Source organism: Algoriphagus vanfongensis DSM 17529 (assembly GCF_000429465.1).
In the GTDB taxonomy this organism is placed as follows: Bacteria; Bacteroidota; Bacteroidia; order Cytophagales; family Cyclobacteriaceae; genus Algoriphagus; species Algoriphagus vanfongensis.
In genome coordinates this window covers 63,502-86,239 of record NZ_AUBX01000011.1, presented here as the reverse complement: position 1 = coordinate 86,239, position 22,738 = coordinate 63,502, and the positions used below count along the sequence as shown (strand labels likewise).

Genomic DNA, 22,738 nt, shown 5'->3' with positions numbered 1-22,738 from the left:
TTAAAATCTAGCTAGATATCCGAAATGGATTTTGGACTGTGCAAAGGAAAAAGGCTGCTGACTTGATTTTCCGACTGCGTAGATAAATCGAAACACCCCAGAACCTGTCTCAAAATTCAAGCCCGCACCTGTCGCAATCGCATGGTCTTTTGACGATGCAAGGTAAGGGTTTTCCAGCAAGCCCCCATCCAAAAAAAGTAAGAGAAATGAGTTTTGGCCAAAAAACAAACGCTGCTCCATAGTCAGGTATCCAAAGGAAGACGCATAGAAAAAATTCTCATTGAATCCTCGGATGCTTTTCAAGCCCCCCAGTCTGTACAGATCATTGATGAGGAGATTTTTATTTTCAATCAGACCAGCAGCACCTGCTACATATATCCCCCAGTTTGCACGGACAAAAAAGTGTTGTTGCCAGTGAAGATCTCCCGCAAACTGTGTACTGGTCAAGGTCAACCCTTCGTAAATTTCTGGTGGTAGCCCTGTATTTTCCAAGATCCTCTTTTTACCTGCTGACATTCTCATCTCCAGCTTGAAACCTCTCCTCGGAGCAAAAGCATCGTCGAGTCGATTCCACTCCGTAGAAATCCCATACTCACTCCACCGAAAATCTGCCACCTCAGGAAGCGCTGTGATAGTCTCATAGCCAACGCTGCTAATCAAATCACTCGCCACTCTATTTCCCAAGAAAGTAATGTACCAATCTGGATGAAACCTATAGCCAAATTGGAGACCCAAGTTCCTCTTGATAAAAGTAGTGTCCTGCTTCAGCAAACTGAAATTCCCTTTCAAGTCCAACGCAGAATTAAATATATAGGACTCCTTGGCTTCTAGCTCCAAACTCTGGGTCAGTGCATTGAATCGCTGCCAACTCAATAGGATATCTCTTCCCCTCCCTCCTAAATGGTACAACTGTAAATCTAACTGGCCCGTGATCAGGAGTTTCCCAGGTTCATTTTCATTGGGCAAAAACCCGATAATCCCATCCAAAACATTGGCATTTTGATCTTGAATATGGAATGTAGGCTGTGCCTTTTGAATTTGAAAAGTCAAGCTGGCGGGCTGCAGTACTTTGAAATAGGGGCTTCTCTGCAGCGAGCGGTTGGCTGCTTCGAGCTCTTGCTGAGAAAATAAGGTGCCCGGCACTATTCCCGTCAAGCGCTGAAGGTACTTTGGGTTTGTCTTACTGCTTCCTCCCACCAAAAGGCTATCCCAGCGAATCAACGGCCCTGCGTCATAATTAATGGATGCACTTAAAATAGACCCTTTGCGGTCAAGGCTATCCAGACCAACTGACGCAAATGGATGTCCCAAATTCTCTGATTCCCGCAAAATCTGATGGAGCAGACCTTGGCTTTCGCTCAAAGTCAATTCGCCTAGTTTGAGATTCCTGACTACATTTTCAGGTAAGTTTCCTTTGCGCAAATAAACTTCTGAAATCTGAGGCCCCGGCGTTAGACTGAGCCAGACGGAGTCTTGCTTTTCTTTCTCATAGTGCCAATAGGCCCCGATATAGCCTTCCTCACGATAGCTTTGCAGCAAGGAGTCCAAGCTTAGTCTTTGCTGCTCTGAGTTCTCGAAAAAGATCCATTGCCTCTCTTGACCAGCGTACTGATGCCCCACCCATTTTCCTTGGGATCTCGCCGAAAAACAGACAAAAAATAAAAAAAGGAAATAAAACTGCCTCATAAAGGAGGAAATGGGAATGATTATATTCGCAAATTAATAGAAATCACTTGGCAGGCATCTACCTTCATATTCCATTTTGCAAACAAGCGTGTCATTATTGCGACTTCCATTTCAGCACCAATACTGACAGGATCGAAGAGATGATCCAGATGATGGCTAAGGAAGCAAACCTCAGAAAAGACTTTCTAGGCAATGAGACTGTAGAAACCATCTATTTTGGAGGAGGTACACCCTCACTATTAGAACCCAAATGGATTGATTACTTGCTTCAAAAATTAGATTCTATTTTCCCAACCAATCTCAAAGAAATCACCCTTGAGGCCAATCCAGACGATCTGACAGTCGAGAGGCTTCAATCCTGGAAATCGATGGGGGTGGATCGGCTGAGTCTGGGGATTCAGAGTTTTGATAATCGATTGCTCAACTATTATAATAGAGCCCACACTGCTCAAGAATCCAAAGATGCTATCAAAAAGGCCAGGTCTGCAGGCTTTTCAAAATTCAGCATGGATTTGATCTATGGATTTCCTGCCAAGGATCATTCGATCTGGAAAAAAGATTTAAGTCTGGCATTCGAGCAAAATCCAGGGCACTTATCGTGCTATGCGCTTACTGTCGAGCCACGAACAGCCCTAGGCGCTTGGGAGAAAAAAGGTGAGTTTATCCAGGCTGATGAAGATTTTGTAGCTGAGCAGTTTGAAATTTTGCAGGAAGAATCCGAAAAACATGGCTATCGCCAATATGAGATTTCCAATTTTGCCCCGGAAGGCAAAGAAGCTCTGCACAATACCAATTACTGGAGAGGGATTCCATATTTAGGGTTGGGGCCGGGCGCGCATTCCTTCGATGGAAGTATGCGGACTGCCAATATTCGCAACAATGCACTGTATATCAAACAAGTCCAAGCAGGTACTTTTCGGTCTGAAAGAGAAGATCTGGCCCAAGAGGACATCCTAAACGAGTACATCCTGACCAGTCTAAGAACAGTTTGGGGACTTGATTTGGATTACCTCCAGACACGCTTTGGGAAAAACCTGAAACAAGAAAAAGCAAGCCGACTTCAACAATTGGAAGAAGCGGGATGGCTACTTTGGTCCGGGAATACATTATCTTTGAGCAAAAGTGGAAAGCTACTCGCTGACAGCATTGCTTCCACCCTTTTCTACGAAAGCCCATGAATCACCACCATCCCAATCATCGTAAAAAAGAAGCCGCTCCGCTGGAAGAAGCCTTTAAAGAACTGCTCAAAGCCTATCGCCTTGAAGGAAAATTTCAAGAGAAAAGCTTGGTGCATGATTGGGGAGAAATGGTCGGCAAAACAATCGCCTCCCGGACCGAGTCGGTTTATATCCGAGACAAAAAACTATTTGTCAAGCTCAGCTCCGGACCGATCAAGCGGGAAGTGCAAATGAACAAAAGTAAAATCCTCCAGCTCATCGATAACAGATACGGCGAAGGAATGATCGAAGAGATCGTATGCCTTTGAGTGGATTCTCGGCGGTAATTACAATTTTTTAACAAACTGATAGTTACCTAATCCTGAGACAGAATAATTTTTCGAATCCCTTTGACTAATATTGGAGGGTAATTTCATGATCAAACTACCCAGTATACATATCGGCAAGCTCAGCTTTTTACTCGCCATTTTGGTATGGCTTGCGCTGCTTTTTGTAGACATGGTCCGTTTATTCGGTCTGATAAACGATCTCAATTCGGGAATCGTACCAGAGTTCACATGGATTTTGGAAATCCTGTTTTTCCTGACAGTCTACGGATTTTATAATTACTCGATCAATAAAAGTACCCGCAATGACTTCCTCAATGTCATCTGGCGTGCCTCGTCCACCGGGATAAGTGCATCTGTTTTGTTTTTATTGGTTCAGCTGTTCAAGTACGTTCTCGAAGGGAGCAAGCTTGCCCAAGATCCTTTTCTGCTCAATTTCTTTTATCATGTCCACTTTGCGCTGGTCACGATATTCTTGATATCCAGTGCTATCCTTTGGAAAAACCTGATCCTGTATCAGAAAACAAAACGCGTCGTCAAGCAATGGCAAACCTTTGAAATCGCCCTATTGCTGGGAATGTTTTTCATTTTTTTCAACCAAAACACCTTAGACTATAGCTTTCTATTTGGTTTGGTGATTTTGGGAGGGCTGGGAATAATGCTTGCCGGCAATCTAAAATGGATTCCCTATTTGACTTTTAAGGAAAAATGGAAATCCCTTTTGTTCCTGTTTCTGATCATACTCAGCACGGCTTATTTATTTCTTCAAAACAGTGTATTCAGCAATACCCAGCAGATCTATCCGATCAACCTGCTGGACAATTTATTCCTGATCTCATTGTTTGTCTTCATATTTGTCTATGCGCTGTTTAGCTTTTTGGTCACCCTCTTCAATCTGCCCACCTCATCTGTGTTTGAGCAGAAACTCACCGAGGCGATCAATTTTCAACGTCTAAGTCAGTCAATCCAGCCTGACGAAAATGAAGAACAAGTACTGGATATCCTGATCGACTCTTGCATGAGTGCGGCCTATGCAGATGCTGCCTGGCTGGAAATGAACAAAAACGAGAGTGGCAACGAATATGTCCAAGAGCGATGGATCGATGCGGAGACCCGGGAGGAACTCTCCCACCTGATAGAGCAGAGCAAATCTGCTACTGACTGGGCGACCGATCAAAAACCCGAGAATCTCAGCCCTCTCTCTTTGCGACTCTTCCATGAGAAATATGAATCCGTCATGCTGATTCCATTGGTGATCAATAAGTCAGTCATTGGACGGTTGATTCTATGCAAGGAGGTGCGCGATGGATTCAATAAAGAAATGGTGAATATCATCAGCACATTTGCCCGACAGGCAAGTATCGCTGTAGAAAACCATCGTCTTCTCAATCAAGCCATCCAAAACGAGCGCTATCAGGAAGAACTCAAAATCGCTCAAAGAGTACAAAAATCTCTCCTTCCTGTCAAGTTGGATCATAACGATGCCTTTGAGATCTGCGCCTATTCCAATGCCGCAGATGAAGTAGGAGGTGATTATTACGATACTTTCCAGCTAGATACGGACCGATTTGTAGTGATCATCGGAGACGTATCAGGCAAGGGAACTTCTGCAGCCTTTCATATGTCTCAGATGAAGGGCATTTTCCAAAGTCTCATCCAGCTCAATCTAGACGCTGAGCAGTTTATGATTCGAGCAAATGCAGCTTTGGGAAAATGTCTGGAAAGGAATCACTTCATCACCGCTTCTATATTTATAATCGATACTGCTAAGAAGACCTTCCAGCATGCCAGAGCAGGGCATGTGCCTACCCTGATGCTCGACCATCGCAATGGGAAAGCTGACTACTTAGGCGTAGATGGATTGGGATTGGGAATTTTAAGAAACATGCAGTATGAAAAACACGTTGAACAAAAGGTATTTGACTACCAACCCGGAGATATACTGGTGCTATTTACAGATGGAATAGTAGAGGCGAAAAACCAAAAATCACAACAATTCGGCTTTGAAAGAATCCGATCACTTGTAGAAGTCCACCAGCAACTCAACCCCAGAGAAATCCAAACCAAACTCATCGACTCCCTCCATGATTATGTCGGAGGAGGTGATGGATTGATCGACGACGATTACTCTTTGGTGGTAGTAAAATTCAATGAAAATTATGCTTGATATATCGATACAAGAAGAACACCCGCATCACATCATCAAGATACAGGGAGAAATAGATGCCAGCAACTCCGTCCAATTGGACGAGAAGATCCGCGAACTAGCCGAGCAAGGTAGTCGATCCATCTTGGTAGACGGAGCACAGCTGGAGTACATTTCTTCGGCAGGATTAGGCGTATTTATGTCCTATTTGGAGGAATTTCAGGAAAAAGAAATTCAGCTTAAAATTTATGGTTTGACACCCAAAGTATTTGAGGTATTCAGGATCCTGGGTCTAGACCAATTGATCAGTATTTTACCCACCAAAGAAGCAGCGCTGCAGGATAGCTAAACATGGAACATCACCTCCAGATAGCTTGCCGAACCACGGCACTTTCCGAATTGAGGCTATTCCTCAATCACACGCTTGCGGATACCCAACTCACCGAAAGCGAACTCAACCAGGTCACTCTGGCTGTGGAAGAAGTGTGCGCCAACCTGATCATTCACTCTCACCAGTGCAATGAAAGTGATCAGATCAAGCTCGCGGTGAGACAAGATCGGGACAAACTCACCTTTGAGATTACCGACAAAGGAAAGGCCTTCAACCTCTTGGATTATGAAGTACCGGATTTGAAAAAGGTCATTTCTGAAAAGCGAAAAGGTGGCCTCGGCATCATTTTGGTAAAGAAAATCATGGACGAAATCGAATTTGAAAGTGACCGCGGGTTGAATACCTGCCGTCTCATCAAATTATTTCGGTCCTAATTCTTGTTAAAACCTTGATCCAATAGGCATTTCGCTTGAAATCCTGATAATTTTGTAACATTGCATCTCGAAAATTCAGCTGTCAGATACATGATTTACCGATCTATTTCGGCCTTTCTATTTACCTTGATTTTGTTTGGTTCTTTTGCCTCGCCCACTATGGCCCAGGCACAGAGTCCGGACAATCCTCTCATGACCCTGGGAGGTCAGGATATTTCTATTGACGAATTCGTCTACCTGCTCGGCAAAGGCAACAATACCGAATCCAATGCCGCTGGACTCAGTCGGGAGGAATTTGACGAAAACCTCGACATGTTCATCAATTTCAAGCTCAAAGTACTGGAAGCAGAAGCTCTCGGCCTGGATGAGACAGACGAGTTCAAATCAGAATTTGCATCGTTCAAAGAGACGCTCAAAGCACCTTTTCTAATCAAAAACTCCCTGGAAGAAGGTGAGTTGAGAAAAGCATATTCCCGCATGCAAGAAGTGATTCGAGCGAGTCATATCCTATTTCGATTTCCGCCCAATGCCAATGCCGACGACAGTCTGATAGTGCTCAAAATGGCTCTCAAAGTCAAGCAGGAGATTCAAAACGGAGGAGATCTCAATGCTTTGGCCATTGAATACTCAGAAGATCCTTCTGCAAAATCCAATAAAGGAGATTTGGGCTATTTCACTGCCCTGCAGATGGTACAGCCATTTGAAGATGCTGCTTACACTTTGCAGACAGGTCAGGTTTCAGATCCTGTTTTGACCAGCTTTGGCTACCATATTATCAAAGTACAGGACAGACTACCCAATCCTGGCCAAGTACAGGTTTCTCATATTCTTGTACGAGTAGACGAAAACGATCCTAAGTCTGATGACTTGGCGAGAAGAAAAATCTCTGACATCTACGCAGAGATCCAAAAGCCCACGACTATCTGGGAAGACATTGTCAAAAACTATTCTGAAGATCCTGCCACCAGTCAAAATGGAGGCATACTACCCTGGTTTACAGTGGGAAATATGATCCCTGAGTTTGAGATGGCAGCCTTCTCGCTGACTGAGATCGGAGAAGTTTCCCCTCCGGTCAAAACCCGTTATGGCTATCATATTTTGAGATTGGAGGAGAAAAAACCCATTGATTCATTCGAAGAGATGGAAGATCTGATCCGGTCGCGAATTCTACGCGACTCCAGATCCACCATGATCCAATCCCAAGTCTTGGCTATTCAGAAAGCCCGATATGGTTTTCAGGAAAATGAGTCTCTTGTAGATCAACTCAGCCAACAGCTCAACAACCAGCCCAAATCCAGTTTCCCGGCAAAAATTCAGGCATTGGGACTTGGGAAGGACCTTCTTTTCACTGCAAAAGGTCAACAGTATCTGGTTGAAGACTTCGTGAAATACCTCACTGAAGACGAAGTATCTCCCAAAACAAGAGGAGGAACTTTTGACATATGGTATGATCGATACAGTGGGAGCATTCTTTCGGACCTGGAAGAAAAAGACCTCGAAACCAACAACAAGGAATACAGCATGCTTTTGAAAGAATACCGTGACGGCATTCTTCTCTTCAGTTTGATGAATGATCAGGTTTGGCAAAAAGGCTTGCTGGATTCAATAGGTCAGCGCAATTATTTTGATCAAAATAAAGCATCCTATCAGTGGAAAAACAGAGCTCATGCCTTGGTAGTCAAAGTACTTGACCCTTCCAAAAAGGACGCTGCCAAAACATTTCTTCAGGGTAAAAGCTATTCCGAAAGCTTAGTCGATGACTTTGAGGATCAACTGGTCAACACCAACCCGATGGCATACCAACTCAGAGCCGGCTTGATGGAAATCGAGGAAAATGAAGCGTTGAGTCAAGCAGATCCAACTTTGGAATTTCAGGAGATCACAGTCGCGGAGACCCCTTATCTGCTAGTTATCGGACAAAAAATCCCATCTGGCCCCAAGAAATTTGACGAAACGAGAGGAGCTGTCATACGAGACTATCAAGAATATCTCGATAGCCAGCTGATCGAAGAGCTCAAGAAAAAATACCCTGTCAAAGTCAATAATCAGGTAAAGGAAGAAGCCTTTATCTCACTAAATCAATGAAAATAAAAACCGGACCCACCGGAAAATTAGTTCATGAATAAATTACGCCTTTTCACAGTCGCAGTGCTCAGTCTGATTGCGACAAGCCAAAGTTTTGCTCAGGAAAATCCAGTTTCCGGTCAAGTCCTGGACAAGATCGTGGCAAAAGTAGACAATAACATTTTGCTGGAGTCTGACATCCAACAGGCCTACATCGAGGCGATCGCTCAAAATCAACAGGGGATGACCGCACCGACCAGATGTGAGGTATTTGAATCCCTACTGATCAATAAACTGATGGTGGCAAAAGCCGAAATCGACTCCATCATCGTGACAGAACCTGAAGTGATGCTCGAGACAGAAAATCGATTCAACATGGTTTTGCAGCAATTCGGAGGCAATGAAGACATGGTCCTTCAAATGTATGGCAAAACTGCCGAGCAATTGAAAGGGGAAATGGAAGAGATGATCCGTGAGCAAATGGTCGTACAGCGCATGAGAGGCAAAATCACCGAAGGCCTTACTGTCTCTCCTGCAGAAGTGAAAAAGTTTTTTGAAAGTATCCCAACTGATTCCCTTCCTTTCTTCTCAGCGGAAGTTACCGTAGGTCAGATCGTGAAGAAACCGGAAGTCAATGAAGCTACAAAGCAAAAAATGTACAATCAGCTGAAGCAATTCAAAGAGGACATTTTGGCCGGTACAGCCGACTTTGCCACTCTTGCCAAGGAGTATTCGGAAGATCCTGGTTCAGCAGCTCAAGGAGGCGATCTAGGCTTTTTTGGAAGAGGTCAGCTAGCTCCTGAATATGAATCGACGGCCCTTTCGCTTCGTCAGGGTGAAATATCTGACCCTGTGGAGACACAGTTTGGATTCCACATGATTCAATTGCTTGAAATCAAAAACAACACCTTCAACACCCGCCATATTTTAATGGTGCCAAAGGCAAATGAAGAGGATATTTTGAAAACAGAGAGATATCTGGACAGCATTAAAACTGAAATTCAAGCAGGTAAAATTGAGTTTGCCAATGCTGCCAAAGAGCATTCTGATGATAGAAGCACTTCGGATAATGGAGGCTTCTTTACCGATCCAGGTACCAGTTCCAATCGTCTGACTCTGCGTACTCTCGAAGACCCTGTCTTGTATTTTACACTTGACAGCATGGAAGTAGGGACTATCTCCAAGCCTATGAGATTTGAAGACCCTAGAGAAGGGACCAAAGTGAGAATCTTATTTTATCAGGCAAAATATCCTGCTCACCGAGCCAATCTCAATGATGACTATGAAAAAATGAAGGCTGCGGCACTTCGCAAGAAGGAAGATGAAATCCTCAGCACATGGTTTGTTACTGCCAAAGAAGATGTCTTTATAGATATAGATCCCACTTACGATCGCTGCAATGCACTGAGTGAAAAATAACTCAAATGCCCGGACTTCCGGGCATTTTTGTTTTCCAGCAAGCAGCGTTTATTTCTTTCCAAAAAGTGCTTTAAATGCTAGACCTATCTGCTTGATCCCGTCAAGAAAAAGCCCTTTGGATTCCTTGAACTGGGGCTCGTACTCTTTTTTCTTCTCTTCAAATTCCTTCTCCAGCATCTCCTTCCCCTTCTTCAATTCGGCTTCGAGTGTGGTTTTATTACTTTTGAGATCTTCGATTTTCTGCTCGATTTCCTCTTTCATCTCGGAGCCTGCCTCGGCTCCCTTTTTGACCAACTCTTCGATTTTGTCTCCTATTTCCTGCAGAGTAGCCTCTATGTCGCTGATTCCTTTTCTTTGCTTTGATTCCATGTCTAAAAAACTGATTTTGATTGAATTATCAATTTAATCAAATATCAAAACAGTTTTCAAAAAATAGCAAAGACTTAAAGGTTCGAGTCTACTGATTCGCCAGCTTGGGTTTGTTTCTCATAGAGCTCGGCATAGACACCTTTGAGTTTCATCAGAGATTGATGATTGCCTCTTTCGATGATTTTACCTTCGTCCAAGACAATGATCTGATCGGCCAGCTTGGCGGAAGAGACCCGATGAGAAATAATGACAGAGGTTCTGTCTTTCATGATTTTTTTAAGGGCATTGAGGATGACATTTTCTGTTTTGGTATCCACAGCCGAAAGACAATCATCCAAAATCAAAATCTTGGGTTCTTTGGCGATTGCCCTTGCGATAGAAACCCGTTGCTTCTGACCTCCCGAAAGAGTAATCCCTCTCTCGCCTAGCATCGTCTCAAATCCCTTTGGAAAATCGACAATGTTTTGATAGACATCTGCATCTTTGGCCGCTTGATGGATGATGTCCGGGTCGGGACTATCGATTCCAAAAGCGATGTTATTGCCAATCGTATCTGAAAACAAAAAGACATCTTGAGGCACATAACCGATGTTTTTTCTCAAATGAGAAATCTCATATGCCTCAATCGCTTTCTGGTCTATCTGGATCGACCCACTGCTAGGATCATACATTCTCATCAGCAAGTTGGCAATGGTAGACTTTCCAGATCCTGTAGTCCCAATGATACCCAATGTCTGCCCAGCCTGTATCTCGAAACTAACCGAATCGAGGGCCTGAATCCCAGAATCAGGGTAGACAAAGCTCACATCTTTGACTGCAATGCTTCCTTGGATAGGATCCACATTGTTTTCAGTACTGACGATATCGTTGGTTTCATCCAAAAATTCATTGATACGAGTTTGCGAGGCTGCTGCCCGCTGCACAATGCTAGTCACCCACCCAAGCGATGTCACTGGCCAGGTCAGTATATTAACATAAAGGATAAATTCTGCAATGACACCATACCCGATCTCTCCATTGATCACCTGCAAACCGCCGATATAGACCGTCACAATCGTAGAGATACCCACGAGCCCCATGATCAATGGGAAAAATAAGGCATTGACGCGCGTCAGGTTGATTGATTTTTCTTTGTAGTCCTCACTGGCATCCGCAAAATCTCGGACGCTGTCATTTTCTCTGACAAAAGCTTTGAGCACCCGAATGCCGGAAAAGGCTTCTTGGGTAAAAGTACTTAGACCTGACAGACTTCTTTGGATCTTCTCGGATCGCTCATTGATCAGATTGTTGACAAAATAAATGCTTACAGACAGCACCGGTAAAGGCAATAGGACATAAATCGTCAGCTCCACATTCACCATCAGCATATAGCTAATAACCATGGGAAAAAGAGTGAGCAAACTGATCCCATACATGATCGCCGGACCAAGATACATCCGGACACGACTCACATCTTCCGTGATCCTCGCCATCAGGTCTCCCGTACTGTTTTTGCGATAAAAGCTTAATGGCAAACTTTGATATTTCTCGTAGATTTCATTTTTGATATCATACTCCACCCTACGGGACATGATGATGATCGTCTGCCGCACGAGAAAAAGAAAAAATCCTCTCAGCAAGGCCATCACCAGAATCAAAACACCAAATACTACGACGAATTTTAGAAAATTATCCCGAGCCAAATCGCCCATTCCTGAGAGCTCTAAAGGCCTGAAAATGGAAAAACTTTCCACCACATAATCTATGGCTAATCGCACCAATTGAGCAGGGATTATTACGAACACATTGGAAATCACCGTAAATAGTATCCCCAACAGCAGCAATCCCTTGTACTTGTATAAATATTTATTGAGTCTCCAAAGCGGCTTCACCAAATAAAAACTTTAAAATCGAGAAATTAGTTTGATTATTCTAGGTATATTAATCCTTTGAAGGCCAATAAAAGTATTTAATTTTGTACCGGTCTTTTCACAAAGGAAACAACCCAAATATAACACATTCTAAAAAGCGAAGTTCACATGTTAGAGATTAAAGCTTCAGAAACCGTGAAAGAAGGATCCATCTTTGGACAGATTACACAAATGGATCATGAGCAGCTCGTGATCTGTCATGACGAGGCCACCGGCCTCAAAGCCCTCATCGGGATTCACAACACTACTTTGGGACCTGCATTGGGCGGCACCCGCATGTGGCCTTACGCTACAGAAGAGGAAGCTATCACGGATGTATTGAGACTATCCCGAGGCATGACTTTCAAGAATGCCCTGGCCGGATTAAATCTGGGAGGTGGAAAAGCCGTGATCATCGGTAATCCTAAGCTGAAAAACGAAGCTTTCCTAAGAAGATTCGGACGATTTGTCCAGAGTTTGGGAGGCCGCTATGTCACAGCTGAGGATGTCAATATGAAAACTTCCGACATGGAATACATCGCCATGGAGACGAGACATGTCACCGGTCTACCGGAAATCAAAGGTGGTGGTGGAGATCCCAGCCCCGTGACTGCTTATGGCACATACATGGGAATCAAAGCTGCTGCTCACAAAGCTTTTGGAAAAGACTCTCTAGAGGGCAAGAAAATCTGTGTTCAAGGAGTAGGCCAAGTTGGCACCTACCTGATCCAGCACCTCATCAAAGAAGGTGCTCAAGTGATGATTACAGATATCTTTGAAGACAAATTAAAAGCTGTCGCTAAAGAAACTGGAGCCACTGTGGTCGATCCAGATGTGATCTATGACATGGACATGGATATCTATGCCCCATGCGCGCTAGGTGCCACGATCAATGACAGCACTATTGACAGATTGAAGTGCGCAGTCATCGCAGGCGGAGCCAATAATCAGCTCAAAGATGAAGCAAAACATGGGAAAATTTTGCTTGAAAAAGGAATCATCTACGCTCCAGACTTCCTGATCAATGCCGGTGGAGTAATCAATGTCGGAGCAGAATACCTAGGAGACTATAATCGGGAGACAGTCTACAAACAGACAGAAAAAATCTATGACACCTGCTTGAGCATTTTGGACAAATCCCAAAACGAAAATATCCCTGCACAGCAGGCCGCTATCGAAGCTGCCAAAGAAAGAATCGCAGCGATCGGCAGAGTCAAACTCTCCTTCTAATCGAATCATAACATAAGCTTAAACCACCGGAAGCTCCTTCTGGTGGTTTTTTTGTCCTTATTCGGGTGGGGTAAGCCCATTCAAAATACCTATATTTACAGCTCGTTTCTTAGACTTATGCTAAATAGAAGAATCCTCAGGGTCAAAGCTTTTCAGAACCTTTATGCCTATGAGCAGTGCAAGGGGTCCAATTTCAACCTTGCAAAAGATTTCATAAGGGAATCATTTCTACCCGACTTGAACAGTATGGAGGTGCAGGACAAAGCCGCTCTAAACAGAGATGCAGAAGCCACCATTCAGGTTTTCGAGCGAAACTTGACCCACAATGATCCGATCAAAGACTCGGAAAACAATCCAAAAATCAAGAAGGTGGCTTTGGAAGCCATTCAGCAGTACCATCAGGCAAACAAAAAAGATCAGGAATTTTTGATCAAAAACATGGTTGTCTCTGCTGAGAGAATCCCCCAGCTCTACATCTTCGCCATCGAGTTGCTTCAGGCATTTGCCGTCCATGTCGGCAGAGAGTTTGAGAAAAAGAAAAAATTCCAAGGAGAAGGAGCCGTTGGTTTTTCGAGCGACCTCAATTTGGCCAATAACCAAGTATTGGCGAGACTGAGAGAATCAGATGTCTATCGGGCAGCAGTCGCCAAAAACAATGTGGATCTGGAAGACATCGAATTGGAAATCAAAGAATGGTTTAGAGACTATATCAAGCCTTCTGAAGAATATCAAGACTATCTCAAAATCACAGACCCAAGCTTAGAAGATGATTTCAAAGCGGCTGATGAGCTACTCAAAAAAATCATTTTCAAAAACGAAGTCCTTCTGAATTTCTTTTCAGAAAAAGACCTCAATTGGACAGAAAACAAATCTGTGGTCAGAAGTCTCGCTTCGAAAGTTCTGAAAAATGCAGCCTCTCTAGATGAGGGTTCAAATGGCCAATTGCCTGAGATCGCTATGAACTGGGACGAGGATAAGGAGTTTTTTCAAAATATCTTTAACTTCACCATCCAGAGTGACCGGGAAAACAAAGCCCTTATCGCTCAGAAAACCAAGAATTGGGATATTGACAGATTAGCCTTTACGGATAAGATCATCATATCGATGGCAATCACCGAAATGCAGAATTTCCCAAGTATTCCAGTAAAAGTAAGTATCAATGAGTACATTGATATCTCCAAAACATACAGTACTCCTAAAAGCAAGCAATTTGTCAATGGGCTACTTGATGTGATGGCTAAAGAGTTAACCGAAAGCGGAAAAATCCGTAAAAGTGGACGTGGACTTTTAGACAATAAATAATAAAACTATGAGCAAAAACAGTAATTCACTCCTTGCCTTTGTACTTGGCGCCGGTATCGGAGCCACCTTGGGAGTACTTTTCGCCCCAGACACTGGGTCCAATACCCGAGATCGACTGTCATACAGGCTCTCCAAATATAAAAAAGAGCTGGAAGACTTGATCGAGGAGCTGGTAGAAGGCAAAGAGCTTCATCTCAATGAGGCCAAGACTGAAGGCAAGCGTGTCATCAGTGACGCCAAAAATAAAGCAGAAAACCTGCTCAATGACGTAAACAAACTAATCGACCAAATCAACAAAGACTGATATGAAAGCTAGAATCATGAGCATGGCTGCTCTGGGACTAATGGTAGCATTAGGATCAGCTTGTAGCCCTAAAAGCGATCAAGAGGATAAAATCCAAGCACTAGAAGAGAAAATTGCACAGTTGGAGGCCAAAGGCTCATCCATCACACCTGTGAATGCGCAAGCTACCCAAACTGCCGATCCGAGCACTTTAGGCGGCTTTGAATTTTCGGAGATGGAGCACGACTTCGGTACTATCAACGAAGGCAAAGTAGTAGAACACATTTTCAACTTTACCAATAACGGACAAGCGCCATTGGTCATCTCCAATATCACAGCATCCTGTGGATGTACTAGCCCTGACTGGACCAAAACACCAGTTAATCCAGGAGAAGAAGGCTACGTGAAAGTGGTGTTTAATTCCACTGCAAAATCAGGTTCTCAGGCTCCTACTGTGACTATCCAAGCAAATACCAACCCTACTGTGACCAGACTAAGAATGAAAGGTACCGTGACTCCTAAAGCCGCAGGTGCTGCCACTCCAGTAGGTCCAGTTAAAAAATAATCAATGACAGCAACAATTTTGGCGCAAGTCTCAGGAGGCGGCGCAGGTATCATGGGACAGGTATTCCTGTTTGGATCGATCATCTTGATCATGTATTTCTTTATGATCCGTCCTCAGCAGAAAAAACAAAAAGAGTCCAAGAAATTTATCGAAGAAATCAAAAAAGGGGATGAAGTCGTGACCATCGGAGGTATCCATGGCAAAGTCAGCTCCGTCGAAGGAGACACCATCACACTGGAACTAGACAGAGGCCTCAAAGTCAAAGTCGAAAAGTCCGCCATCTCACTGGATTTCTCTAAGAAAACGACAAAATAAAATTGAATTTTGGTGGAAATTAAAAAATCCCCAACCGGGATTTCTCCTAAAAAACTCTCTAATCTCAAAGTGGTAGTCCTCTGCGTCGCAGCGGCTACCACTTTTTGGATTTTAAACGCCCTCAACAAGGACGACTATACGACTATTGTCGATTTCCCCGTCGAATTTGTCTTTGACCAGGAGGAATATATGGCTGTAGGCAAGCTCCCTTCCAGCGTAGAGATCGAAATCAGTGGCAATGGATGGGACCTGTTGAGAAAGTATTTTAAAATCAATAACACTCCCTACCCTATCGAACTGGACAACCCTAGTTCAAAAGCTTTTTTGCTGACCTCTGACCTGAAAAGAGGATTATCTGAATTTTTGGCACCGACTCAATTGATCTCCATGGTCAATGACTCGCTGGAATATGAAATTGACCAAATACAAACCGTCCAGCTCACCCCGACATTAGATTCCCTAAGCTATACCCTAGGTAAAAACTACCGCTTGGCAGACGATCCCACATTTGAACCCAAACGCATCACGCTTTCCGGCCCTAGCTCTATTTTGGAAATTTTCGAAGGAACCTTTCCTGTTCAGCTTAATGAAAGTAGAATTTCAGGCGCTATGAGCAAAGAAGTTTCGCTCGAGGTACCTCGCGATTTGGAAGACTATCTTTCGATTACAGAAGAGACTATCGTGGTCAACTTGGATGTCATTGGATTCATGGAAGGGAATAAGCGACTGAAAGTGAAAAAAATCAATTTCCCTCGCACAGTCACTCTCGAGGAAGAGGATCCTACCATCATGATGTATTATCTGGTAGATGCCAGATTTACCGAAGAACTCAAGGACATGGAATTCGAAGCGATTTTGGACTACGGAAAAAGAAACAAGCAAGACTCAACCATTTCTGTACAGATCCGACCTATGCCTGAATATCTCGATCAAGTAAGGATCGAACCTTCCCTTCTTAATCTGATTTACGAAAATGACTAAGCGAGTAGGAATCACTGGGGGGATAGGGTCCGGAAAATCCACCGTCGCAAAAATTTTTGAAATTCTCGGCATTCCAGTTTACTATGCGGACGATCGAGCCAAGTGGCTAATGAATCATCAAGAAGAGCTTAAAACCCAACTAATTGAAAAATTCGGGTCGGAAAGCTATACATCAGAAGGGCATCTCAACCGAGAGTTTCTTGCCAAAACAGTCTTCTCAGACCCTGAAAAAGTCAAAACGATCAATAATCTCGTCCATCCTGCGGTAGGAAAAGATTTTGAAACGTGGGCAGCTTCTCAAGAAACTCCCTATGTGCTCAAAGAAGCCGCACTCATTTTTGAAACTGGAGGAGAAAAAAAGCTGGATGCCGTCATCAATGTAAGTTCCCCTCTCAAAGTACGGGTGTCCCGAGTTTTGATGAGAGACCCTCAGAGAAGTTTGGATCAGGTCAATCAGATCATTGATCAGCAGCTCCCCGATGAGCAAAAAAATGAACTGGCCGACTTTGTCATCAAAAATACCGACAGCAAAATGCTGATTCCCCAAGTGCTGTCCATCCATCAAAAATTAATCGACTGATTTTTCGATGATTCATCTGATTTTCTTCGGATTTAACTGATAGTTTTGAGGAAAATCAATCTACATGCCCCGAACTAGCTTTTTTCTCTTTGCCGTCTTATGTCTAGTTTCTATAGAAACTTTCGCACAGGACCCCGCCCAAAGCCTATTATTTAAAAAACCTGCCTCCAATTTCACAGAGTCTCTGCCGATCGGAAACGGCAGACTGGGGGCTATGATTTTTGGAGATCCCACTCGAGACAGGATCATTCTCAATGAGAAATCTCTCTGGTCCGGTGGTGTGCAGGATGCAGATCGGGAGGATGCATTTCAATATTTGGAACCTATCCAATCTTTGCTTTTGCAAGGAAAAAATCAGGAAGCCCAAGAATTGCTCCAGCAAAATTTTGTGAGCAAAGGAGTTGGGTCCGGCTATGGAACAGGCGCCAATGAGCACTATGGAGCCTATCAGACCTTGGGGGATCTGTGGATCACCTGGCAGGACACTTTGGGTGAATTTAGCAAATACAAGAGAGTGCTGGATCTGGAGAATGCCATCTCATCGGTCAGCTGGGAGAGAAATGGAAATCAATACATCCAGGAAGCATTTTCCAGCATCCCTGATCAAGTGATGGTCATCCGATTGAGCTCGACCAAGAAAAATGGCTTGAATTTTCACTTGGCGATAGAAAGAAAAGAGCATGCAGAAATCAATGTGATTGGAAGTACTCAGCTTAAGATGATGGGGCAGCTCCCCAATAAAGATCAAGGAGGAATGAAGTTTGCCTCCATAGTTCGGGTAATCTCCAATGATGGAAAAGTTTCGGCGTCAGGCTCTAAAATCCAAGTTGAAAATTCCAGCGAATGCTATCTAATTCTAGCAGCTGCTACGGATTACAACATCTCAAATCCTTCTTTGAGAGCTGAAAACCCTCTGGAAAAGGTAGAAAAAACTCTGGACAACTTTGACCTCGAAAGTGCCAAAGAGAAACATATTCTAGCCTATCAAGCCTGGTATAAGCGCAACTCTTTTCAAATGGGAGATTCCTTTTCAGCCCTGGATAAACTCAGCACTCCAGAGAGATTGGAGCGCTACTCAAAGGGAGAAAGTGACCCACAGCTTCCGGTTCTTTACTACAACTATGGCAAGTATTTGTTAATCTCCTCCTCCCAGCCGGGTGAACTCCCAACCAATCTCCAAGGAATCTGGGCTCAGGAATATCAAACACCATGGAATGGAGACTACCATCTCAATATCAATGTGCAAATGAATTATTGGCATGCTGAGGCAGTGGGCTTGGGAGCCCTGACCATGCCGCTTCATGATTTTACTAAAAGCCTCGTGGAGAATGGTTCTAAAACTGCCCGTGCCTATTACAATGCTCCGGGCTGGGTAGCGCATGTGATTTCAAATCCTTGGAGATATACTTCTCCTGGAGAAGGAGCCAATTGGGGTTCGACCATGACCGGAGGCGCTTGGTTGACAGAGCACATTTGGGAGCATTTTAGATTTACAGGTGACACGACATTTCTCAGAGAGTACTATCCAGTACTTAAAGGAGCTTCTGAGTTTTTGGCTGCAGTGCTTATCAAAGAACCCAAAAACGGCTACTTTGTCACCGCTCCTTCTAATTCTCCGGAAAATTCCTATCGCATGCCGGATGGATTCAGTGGGTTCACGACGATGGGCCCCACCATCGATATGCAAATCGCACGTGAGCTTTTTGGCAACACCATTCAAGCCGCCGAAATCCTAGGTCTTGACTCGGGTCTAGTTAAAGAACTGGATGAAAAAAGAAGGAATCTTGCTCCCAATACAATCGGTGCAAAAGGAGATCTCAATGAATGGCTAGAAGACTGGGAAGACGCCGAACCTCAGCATAGACATGTCTCGCATCTTTATGGACTACATCCGTATGACGAAATCACACCATGGGACAGCCCGGATCTGGCGCAGGCCGTAAGAGAAACTTTGGCCCAAAGAGGAGATGGCGGCACAGGCTGGAGCCGAGCTTGGAAAATCAATTTTTGGGCAAGACTTGGAGATGGAGATCATGCCTTGGTTCTTTTGAAAAAACTCCTAGAGCCTGTGTGGGACAGCGGGGATAAAATCGTGATGTCCAACGGAGGCACCTACGCCAACTTATTCTGCGCGCATCCGCCTTTCCAGATCGATGGCAATTTCGGTGGAGCAGCTGGGATCTCCGAGATGCTTTTCCAAAGCCATGGAGAGGATGAAACCATTCGACTCTTGTCTGCATTGCCGCAGGATCAGGATTGGCAGAAAGGAGAACTGACAGGAATGCGCGCCAGAGGTGGATTTATTGTGGATTTTGTATGGGAAAATGGCAAAGTTCAAGAGGGACAACTTATCTCCAAATTGGGGAAGCCTTGTAGTTTCCTTTTGCCGGAAGGCATGAAAATCATGGACAGTTCAGAGGAAGTTCTTGCCGAAAACCTCAGCTCAGAAGCGCAGCTGGTGACTTTTGAAACTGAAAAGTCAGGAAACTATTTCTTACAAAAAATAGAATACCAGGAAAACTAAGCCAATATCCCCATTGCAAACCAAATGTAAAAAATGCTTTGGGCTTACAGGTCAGCACACGTATCTTCAGACAGAAAATCTTAATCTAATACCGAATGGCTTCAGGAATATTTGCACTACTGGATGATATTGCCACCTTGATGGACGACGTGTCAGTCATGAGTAAAGTTGCTGCCAAAAAAACCGCTGGAATCCTAGGGGACGATTTGGCTGTCAATGCAGAAAAAGCATCTGGTTTTGTCTCAGATAGGGAGCTACCCGTGCTATGGGCCATCACCAAGGGTTCCCTGCTCAACAAAGTGATAATCCTGCCTGTAGCCTTCCTGCTCAGTGCATTTCTTCCGATAGCAGTCACGATAATTCTAATCTTAGGAGGGCTTTACTTGGCCTATGAGGGAGCTGAGAAGATATATGAATATTTCGTCCCCCACCATCATGAATCCAAAGTGGACTTGGACGAAAAACTAAGCAAAGAAGAAATTCTCAAGCGAGAAAAGGAAAAAGTAAGATCTGCTATCGTTACAGATTTCATCCTATCCGTAGAAATCATCATCATCGCACTCGGCACGGTAGAAGGATCTCCGATCAGTACCCAGATCATGGTCGTCACTATCATCGCCCTCCTAGCGACAGTCGGTGTATATGGGATCGTGGCGCTGATAGTCAGAATGGATGAGTTTGGATACAAGCTCATTGACCACAATGACGAAACTGACAGCTTCTCGGACAAGGTAGGCCGCACATTGGTCAATGCACTTCCTGTGGTCATCAAGGCGCTCGGGTTTATTGGTACGATCGCACTCTTCTTAGTCTCCGGAGGTATTTTTGCCCATAAAATCGATCTTTTCCATCACCTGCTTCCTGAGGCGATTCCAGGTTTTTTACAAGAGTTCCTCTATGGTATAGTGATTGGCTTTGTGACTTTGATCCTAGTGATGGGAGTCAAAAAGCTATTTAAAATCGGAAATAAAGAACATTGAAAAAGTTATAAAAACTAGTTTCGCTCATTTCTACACGATCTCTCAAGCGCCAAAACAAACGGATTCCCATTTCTTTCCAGATTTTTCTCCCAACTTACAGCCGTGAAAATCCTGGTAATCGAAGATGAACCTTCCCTCCTCGCCAATATCCGCGAGTCATTGGAAAAAGAGAAATTTCTGATCGAATCAGCATCTGACTTTTCATCTGCTCAAGAAAAGCTCTTTGTCTATGATTATGACTGCATCCTACTGGACATCATGCTTCCGGGAGGCAGTGGGCTAGCACTCCTACAGGAGCTCAAAAATCATGGAAAAAGTGAAAATGTCATCATCATTTCGGCCAAAGACTCACTGGATGACAAACTCCAAGGACTGGAACTTGGAGCAGATGACTATCTCTGCAAACCATTTCACCTAGCCGAGCTTACAGCCCGAGTCAAAGCCGTCCTCCGAAGAAAAAAACTGGAAGGGAAAGACAGTATCCAAGCGGCCAATCTCACACTGGATATTTCCCAAAGACTTGTCCACATCGATCAAAATCCACTCGGCCTCAACAGGAAGGAGTTTGACACGCTCAACTACCTGCTGCTGAATAAGAATAGACTAGTGAGTAAAACGGCTTTGGCTGAGCATGTCTGGGGAGATCTTGCTGATCAATCGGACAACCTTGATTTTGTGTACTATCAAATCAAAAATCTCCGAAAAAAGCTTCATGATGCGAAGGCAAGTGTGGAAATCGAATCCATCTATGGCATAGGTTACAAACTGGTAGAAAAATGAAACTGCTCAACCAAACCTTATGGTATGTATCTATTTCCACGCTAGGAATAGTCAGCATCTGGGCAGTGATTTTCTACTTCAACATGCTCCAGGAAATCAAAAGCAGCATCGACGAGGGCCTGGAAAACTCAAAGCGGATCATCATCCAAAATGCCCAAGAAGACAGTACGATTCTTTCCAAGAAGTATTTTGACGAAAGCTTTTTTACGATTTCAAGCATCACCAGATCGGAGGCACTTTCCTTTCACGACACCTATCAAGATACCGTTATCTACATGCAGGACGCCGATGATCAGGCTCCCGAACCAGAACCTGTCCGCCTGCTGACCACGGCTTTTGAAATAGATGGAAAATACTACCAGCTTCACGTCGCCAATTCCATGGTGGAAGAAGACGATCTGATCAAAGAACTCCTGTGGGATGTGATCTGGCTCTATTTAGTCCTCCTGGTGAGCATGATAGTCATTCACAATTTGGTATTGAAAAAGCTCTGGAAGCCATTTTACCAGCTGCTTCATCAATTGAAAAAATTCAGGTTAGGAAAAACCAAAGACTTGCCACATGTCTCTACCCAAACCAAAGAATTTTTGGACCTCCAGCAAGCAGTCAACACCTTGCTGCAGCATAGCATCTCTACTTTTGAGCAGCAAAAAGAATTCATCGGAAATGCTTCCCATGAGCTCCAAACTCCCTTGGCTATGCTAACCGGCAAGCTGGAACTCCTCTTGGAAAAGGAAAGTCTCCAAGCGGAAGACGCTGAGAAAGTATCTGAAATTTTCCAGATCATCCAGCGACTTATCAAGCTGAATAAGTCCCTACTTCTTCTTTCAAAAATCGAAAACAAACAATTTCTCGACAATCAGGAAGTCTCCATTAATCAAGCCTGCCATCAAATCTTGGAAGAATTCGAGGAAATAGCAGCTGTCAAACAAATAGAAATTTCCTTGGAAGAATTGGGTGAAGTCAAGGTTTCCATGGACCCCAACCTCGCAATTACAGTTCTCAGCAATTTGCTAAAAAACGCTATTTCTCATAATCAGCCGCGAGGAAGGATTCTTATAAAAATTCATCCTGATCGGCTCATTATTTCCAACTCAGGTATCAGTCAGCCTCTGGCTGAAGAGCTGATCTTTCACCGCTTTCATAAATCCGAAAGTACAGCATCAGGCACTGGCTTGGGCTTGGCCATTGTCAAAGCTATTTGCAAACTCTATTCTTTTGAGATCGAGTATCGCTACGCAGAAGACCTCCACCATTTTGAGTTGAGATTTTTCTGAAAATTTCTCTAGCCTCCGTCTTATTCCCAATTCTTTCCCATCTCAGGTCTTTGTTTTGGCATATCAACTTAAAAAAACA

Annotated in this window: 21 protein-coding genes; 18 read left to right on the top strand and 3 right to left on the bottom strand. The window is 43.9% G+C overall.

Translation table 11 applies throughout. The features are described 5' to 3' along the window. Complete coding sequence (locus G460_RS0109220) at positions 1-1,686, bottom strand: BamA/TamA family outer membrane protein (RefSeq protein WP_026955084.1); 1,686 nt, start codon at positions 1,684-1,686, stop codon at positions 1-3. Between the two features lie 47 nt (positions 1,687-1,733). Between G460_RS0109220 and hemW the strand changes: the two genes are divergently transcribed. The 7 genes from hemW to G460_RS0109185 all read left to right on the top strand — a co-directional run bounded on the left by hemW (position 1,734) and on the right by G460_RS0109185 (position 9,584). Continuing rightward, positions 1,734-2,864 (top strand): radical SAM family heme chaperone HemW, encoded by a 1,131-nt coding sequence (gene hemW / locus G460_RS0109215; protein ID WP_026955083.1) that lies wholly within the window; start codon positions 1,734-1,736, stop codon positions 2,862-2,864. Further along, entirely contained in the window at positions 2,861-3,172 is a 312-nt protein-coding gene (locus tag G460_RS0109210; protein ID WP_026955082.1) for a DciA family protein, read from the top strand. Before hemW ends, G460_RS0109210 begins: the two co-directional genes overlap by 4 nt. A gap of 106 nt (positions 3,173-3,278) precedes the next feature. Next, on the top strand, positions 3,279-5,357 hold the full coding sequence (locus tag G460_RS0109205; RefSeq protein WP_026955081.1) for a GAF domain-containing SpoIIE family protein phosphatase: 2,079 nt from the start codon (positions 3,279-3,281) through the stop codon (positions 5,355-5,357). Further along, positions 5,350-5,685, top strand: a complete 336-nt coding sequence (locus tag G460_RS0109200; RefSeq protein WP_026955080.1) for an STAS domain-containing protein — start codon at positions 5,350-5,352, stop codon at positions 5,683-5,685. Before G460_RS0109205 ends, G460_RS0109200 begins: the two co-directional genes overlap by 8 nt. Before the next feature lie 2 nt (positions 5,686-5,687). Then, positions 5,688-6,101, top strand: coding sequence for an ATP-binding protein (locus G460_RS0109195; RefSeq protein WP_026955079.1), 414 nt, complete (start codon positions 5,688-5,690; stop codon positions 6,099-6,101). Positions 6,102-6,191: 90 nt separating this feature from the next. Then, on the top strand, positions 6,192-8,186 hold the full coding sequence (locus tag G460_RS0109190; protein WP_026955078.1) for a peptidylprolyl isomerase: 1,995 nt from the start codon (positions 6,192-6,194) through the stop codon (positions 8,184-8,186). A gap of 33 nt (positions 8,187-8,219) precedes the next feature. After that, complete coding sequence (locus G460_RS0109185) at positions 8,220-9,584, top strand: peptidylprolyl isomerase (protein ID WP_026955077.1); 1,365 nt, start codon at positions 8,220-8,222, stop codon at positions 9,582-9,584. 48 nt (positions 9,585-9,632) lie between these two features. On the opposite strand, the gene G460_RS0109180 is transcribed toward G460_RS0109185, so the two are convergent. Both G460_RS0109180 and G460_RS0109175 read right to left on the bottom strand, forming a co-directional pair. Further along, positions 9,633-9,953, bottom strand: a complete 321-nt coding sequence (locus G460_RS0109180; RefSeq protein WP_026955076.1) for a hypothetical protein — start codon at positions 9,951-9,953, stop codon at positions 9,633-9,635. Between the two features lie 74 nt (positions 9,954-10,027). Then, positions 10,028-11,824, bottom strand: coding sequence for an ABC transporter ATP-binding protein (locus tag G460_RS0109175; RefSeq protein WP_026955075.1), 1,797 nt, complete (start codon positions 11,822-11,824; stop codon positions 10,028-10,030). Between the two features lie 147 nt (positions 11,825-11,971). On the opposite strand from G460_RS0109175, the gene G460_RS0109170 reads away from it, so the two are divergent. The 11 genes from G460_RS0109170 to G460_RS0109120 all read left to right on the top strand — a co-directional run bounded on the left by G460_RS0109170 (position 11,972) and on the right by G460_RS0109120 (position 22,659). Further along, a complete protein-coding gene (locus G460_RS0109170) occupies positions 11,972-13,072 on the top strand; it encodes a Glu/Leu/Phe/Val dehydrogenase dimerization domain-containing protein (RefSeq protein ID WP_026955074.1) in 1,101 nt (366 codons plus the stop codon). 117 nt (positions 13,073-13,189) lie between these two features. Continuing rightward, the gene (gene nusB, locus G460_RS0109165) at positions 13,190-14,374 is read left to right on the top strand and encodes a transcription antitermination factor NusB (protein WP_026955073.1); all 1,185 of its coding nucleotides are present in this window, start codon (positions 13,190-13,192) and stop codon (positions 14,372-14,374) included. 7 nt (positions 14,375-14,381) lie between these two features. Further along, positions 14,382-14,678, top strand: a complete 297-nt coding sequence (locus G460_RS0109160) for a YtxH domain-containing protein (protein ID WP_026955072.1) — start codon at positions 14,382-14,384, stop codon at positions 14,676-14,678. 1 nt (position 14,679) lies between these two features. Further along, entirely contained in the window at positions 14,680-15,222 is a 543-nt protein-coding gene (locus tag G460_RS0109155; protein ID WP_026955071.1) for a DUF1573 domain-containing protein, read from the top strand. 3 nt (positions 15,223-15,225) lie between these two features. Further along, on the top strand, positions 15,226-15,537 hold the full coding sequence (gene yajC, locus G460_RS0109150; protein ID WP_026955070.1) for a preprotein translocase subunit YajC: 312 nt from the start codon (positions 15,226-15,228) through the stop codon (positions 15,535-15,537). Between the two features lie 12 nt (positions 15,538-15,549). Next, entirely contained in the window at positions 15,550-16,518 is a 969-nt protein-coding gene (locus tag G460_RS0109145; RefSeq protein WP_245578718.1) for a YbbR-like domain-containing protein, read from the top strand. Continuing rightward, positions 16,511-17,098, top strand: a complete 588-nt coding sequence (coaE, locus tag G460_RS0109140; RefSeq protein WP_026955068.1) for a dephospho-CoA kinase — start codon at positions 16,511-16,513, stop codon at positions 17,096-17,098. Before G460_RS0109145 ends, coaE begins: the two co-directional genes overlap by 8 nt. 64 nt (positions 17,099-17,162) lie before the next feature. After that, positions 17,163-19,622, top strand: coding sequence for a glycoside hydrolase family 95 protein (locus tag G460_RS0109135; protein ID WP_026955067.1), 2,460 nt, complete (start codon positions 17,163-17,165; stop codon positions 19,620-19,622). Positions 19,623-19,717: 95 nt separating this feature from the next. Further along, positions 19,718-20,602 carry a DUF808 domain-containing protein gene (locus tag G460_RS0109130; RefSeq protein ID WP_026955066.1) on the top strand — a complete coding sequence of 295 codons (885 nt, stop codon included), beginning with the start codon at positions 19,718-19,720 and terminating at the stop codon, positions 20,600-20,602. A gap of 102 nt (positions 20,603-20,704) precedes the next feature. Then, positions 20,705-21,382 (top strand): response regulator transcription factor, encoded by a 678-nt coding sequence (locus G460_RS0109125; RefSeq protein ID WP_026955065.1) that lies wholly within the window; start codon positions 20,705-20,707, stop codon positions 21,380-21,382. Then, entirely contained in the window at positions 21,379-22,659 is a 1,281-nt protein-coding gene (locus tag G460_RS0109120; protein WP_026955064.1) for a sensor histidine kinase, read from the top strand. Before G460_RS0109125 ends, G460_RS0109120 begins: the two co-directional genes overlap by 4 nt. Positions 22,660-22,738 lie beyond the last annotated feature (79 nt).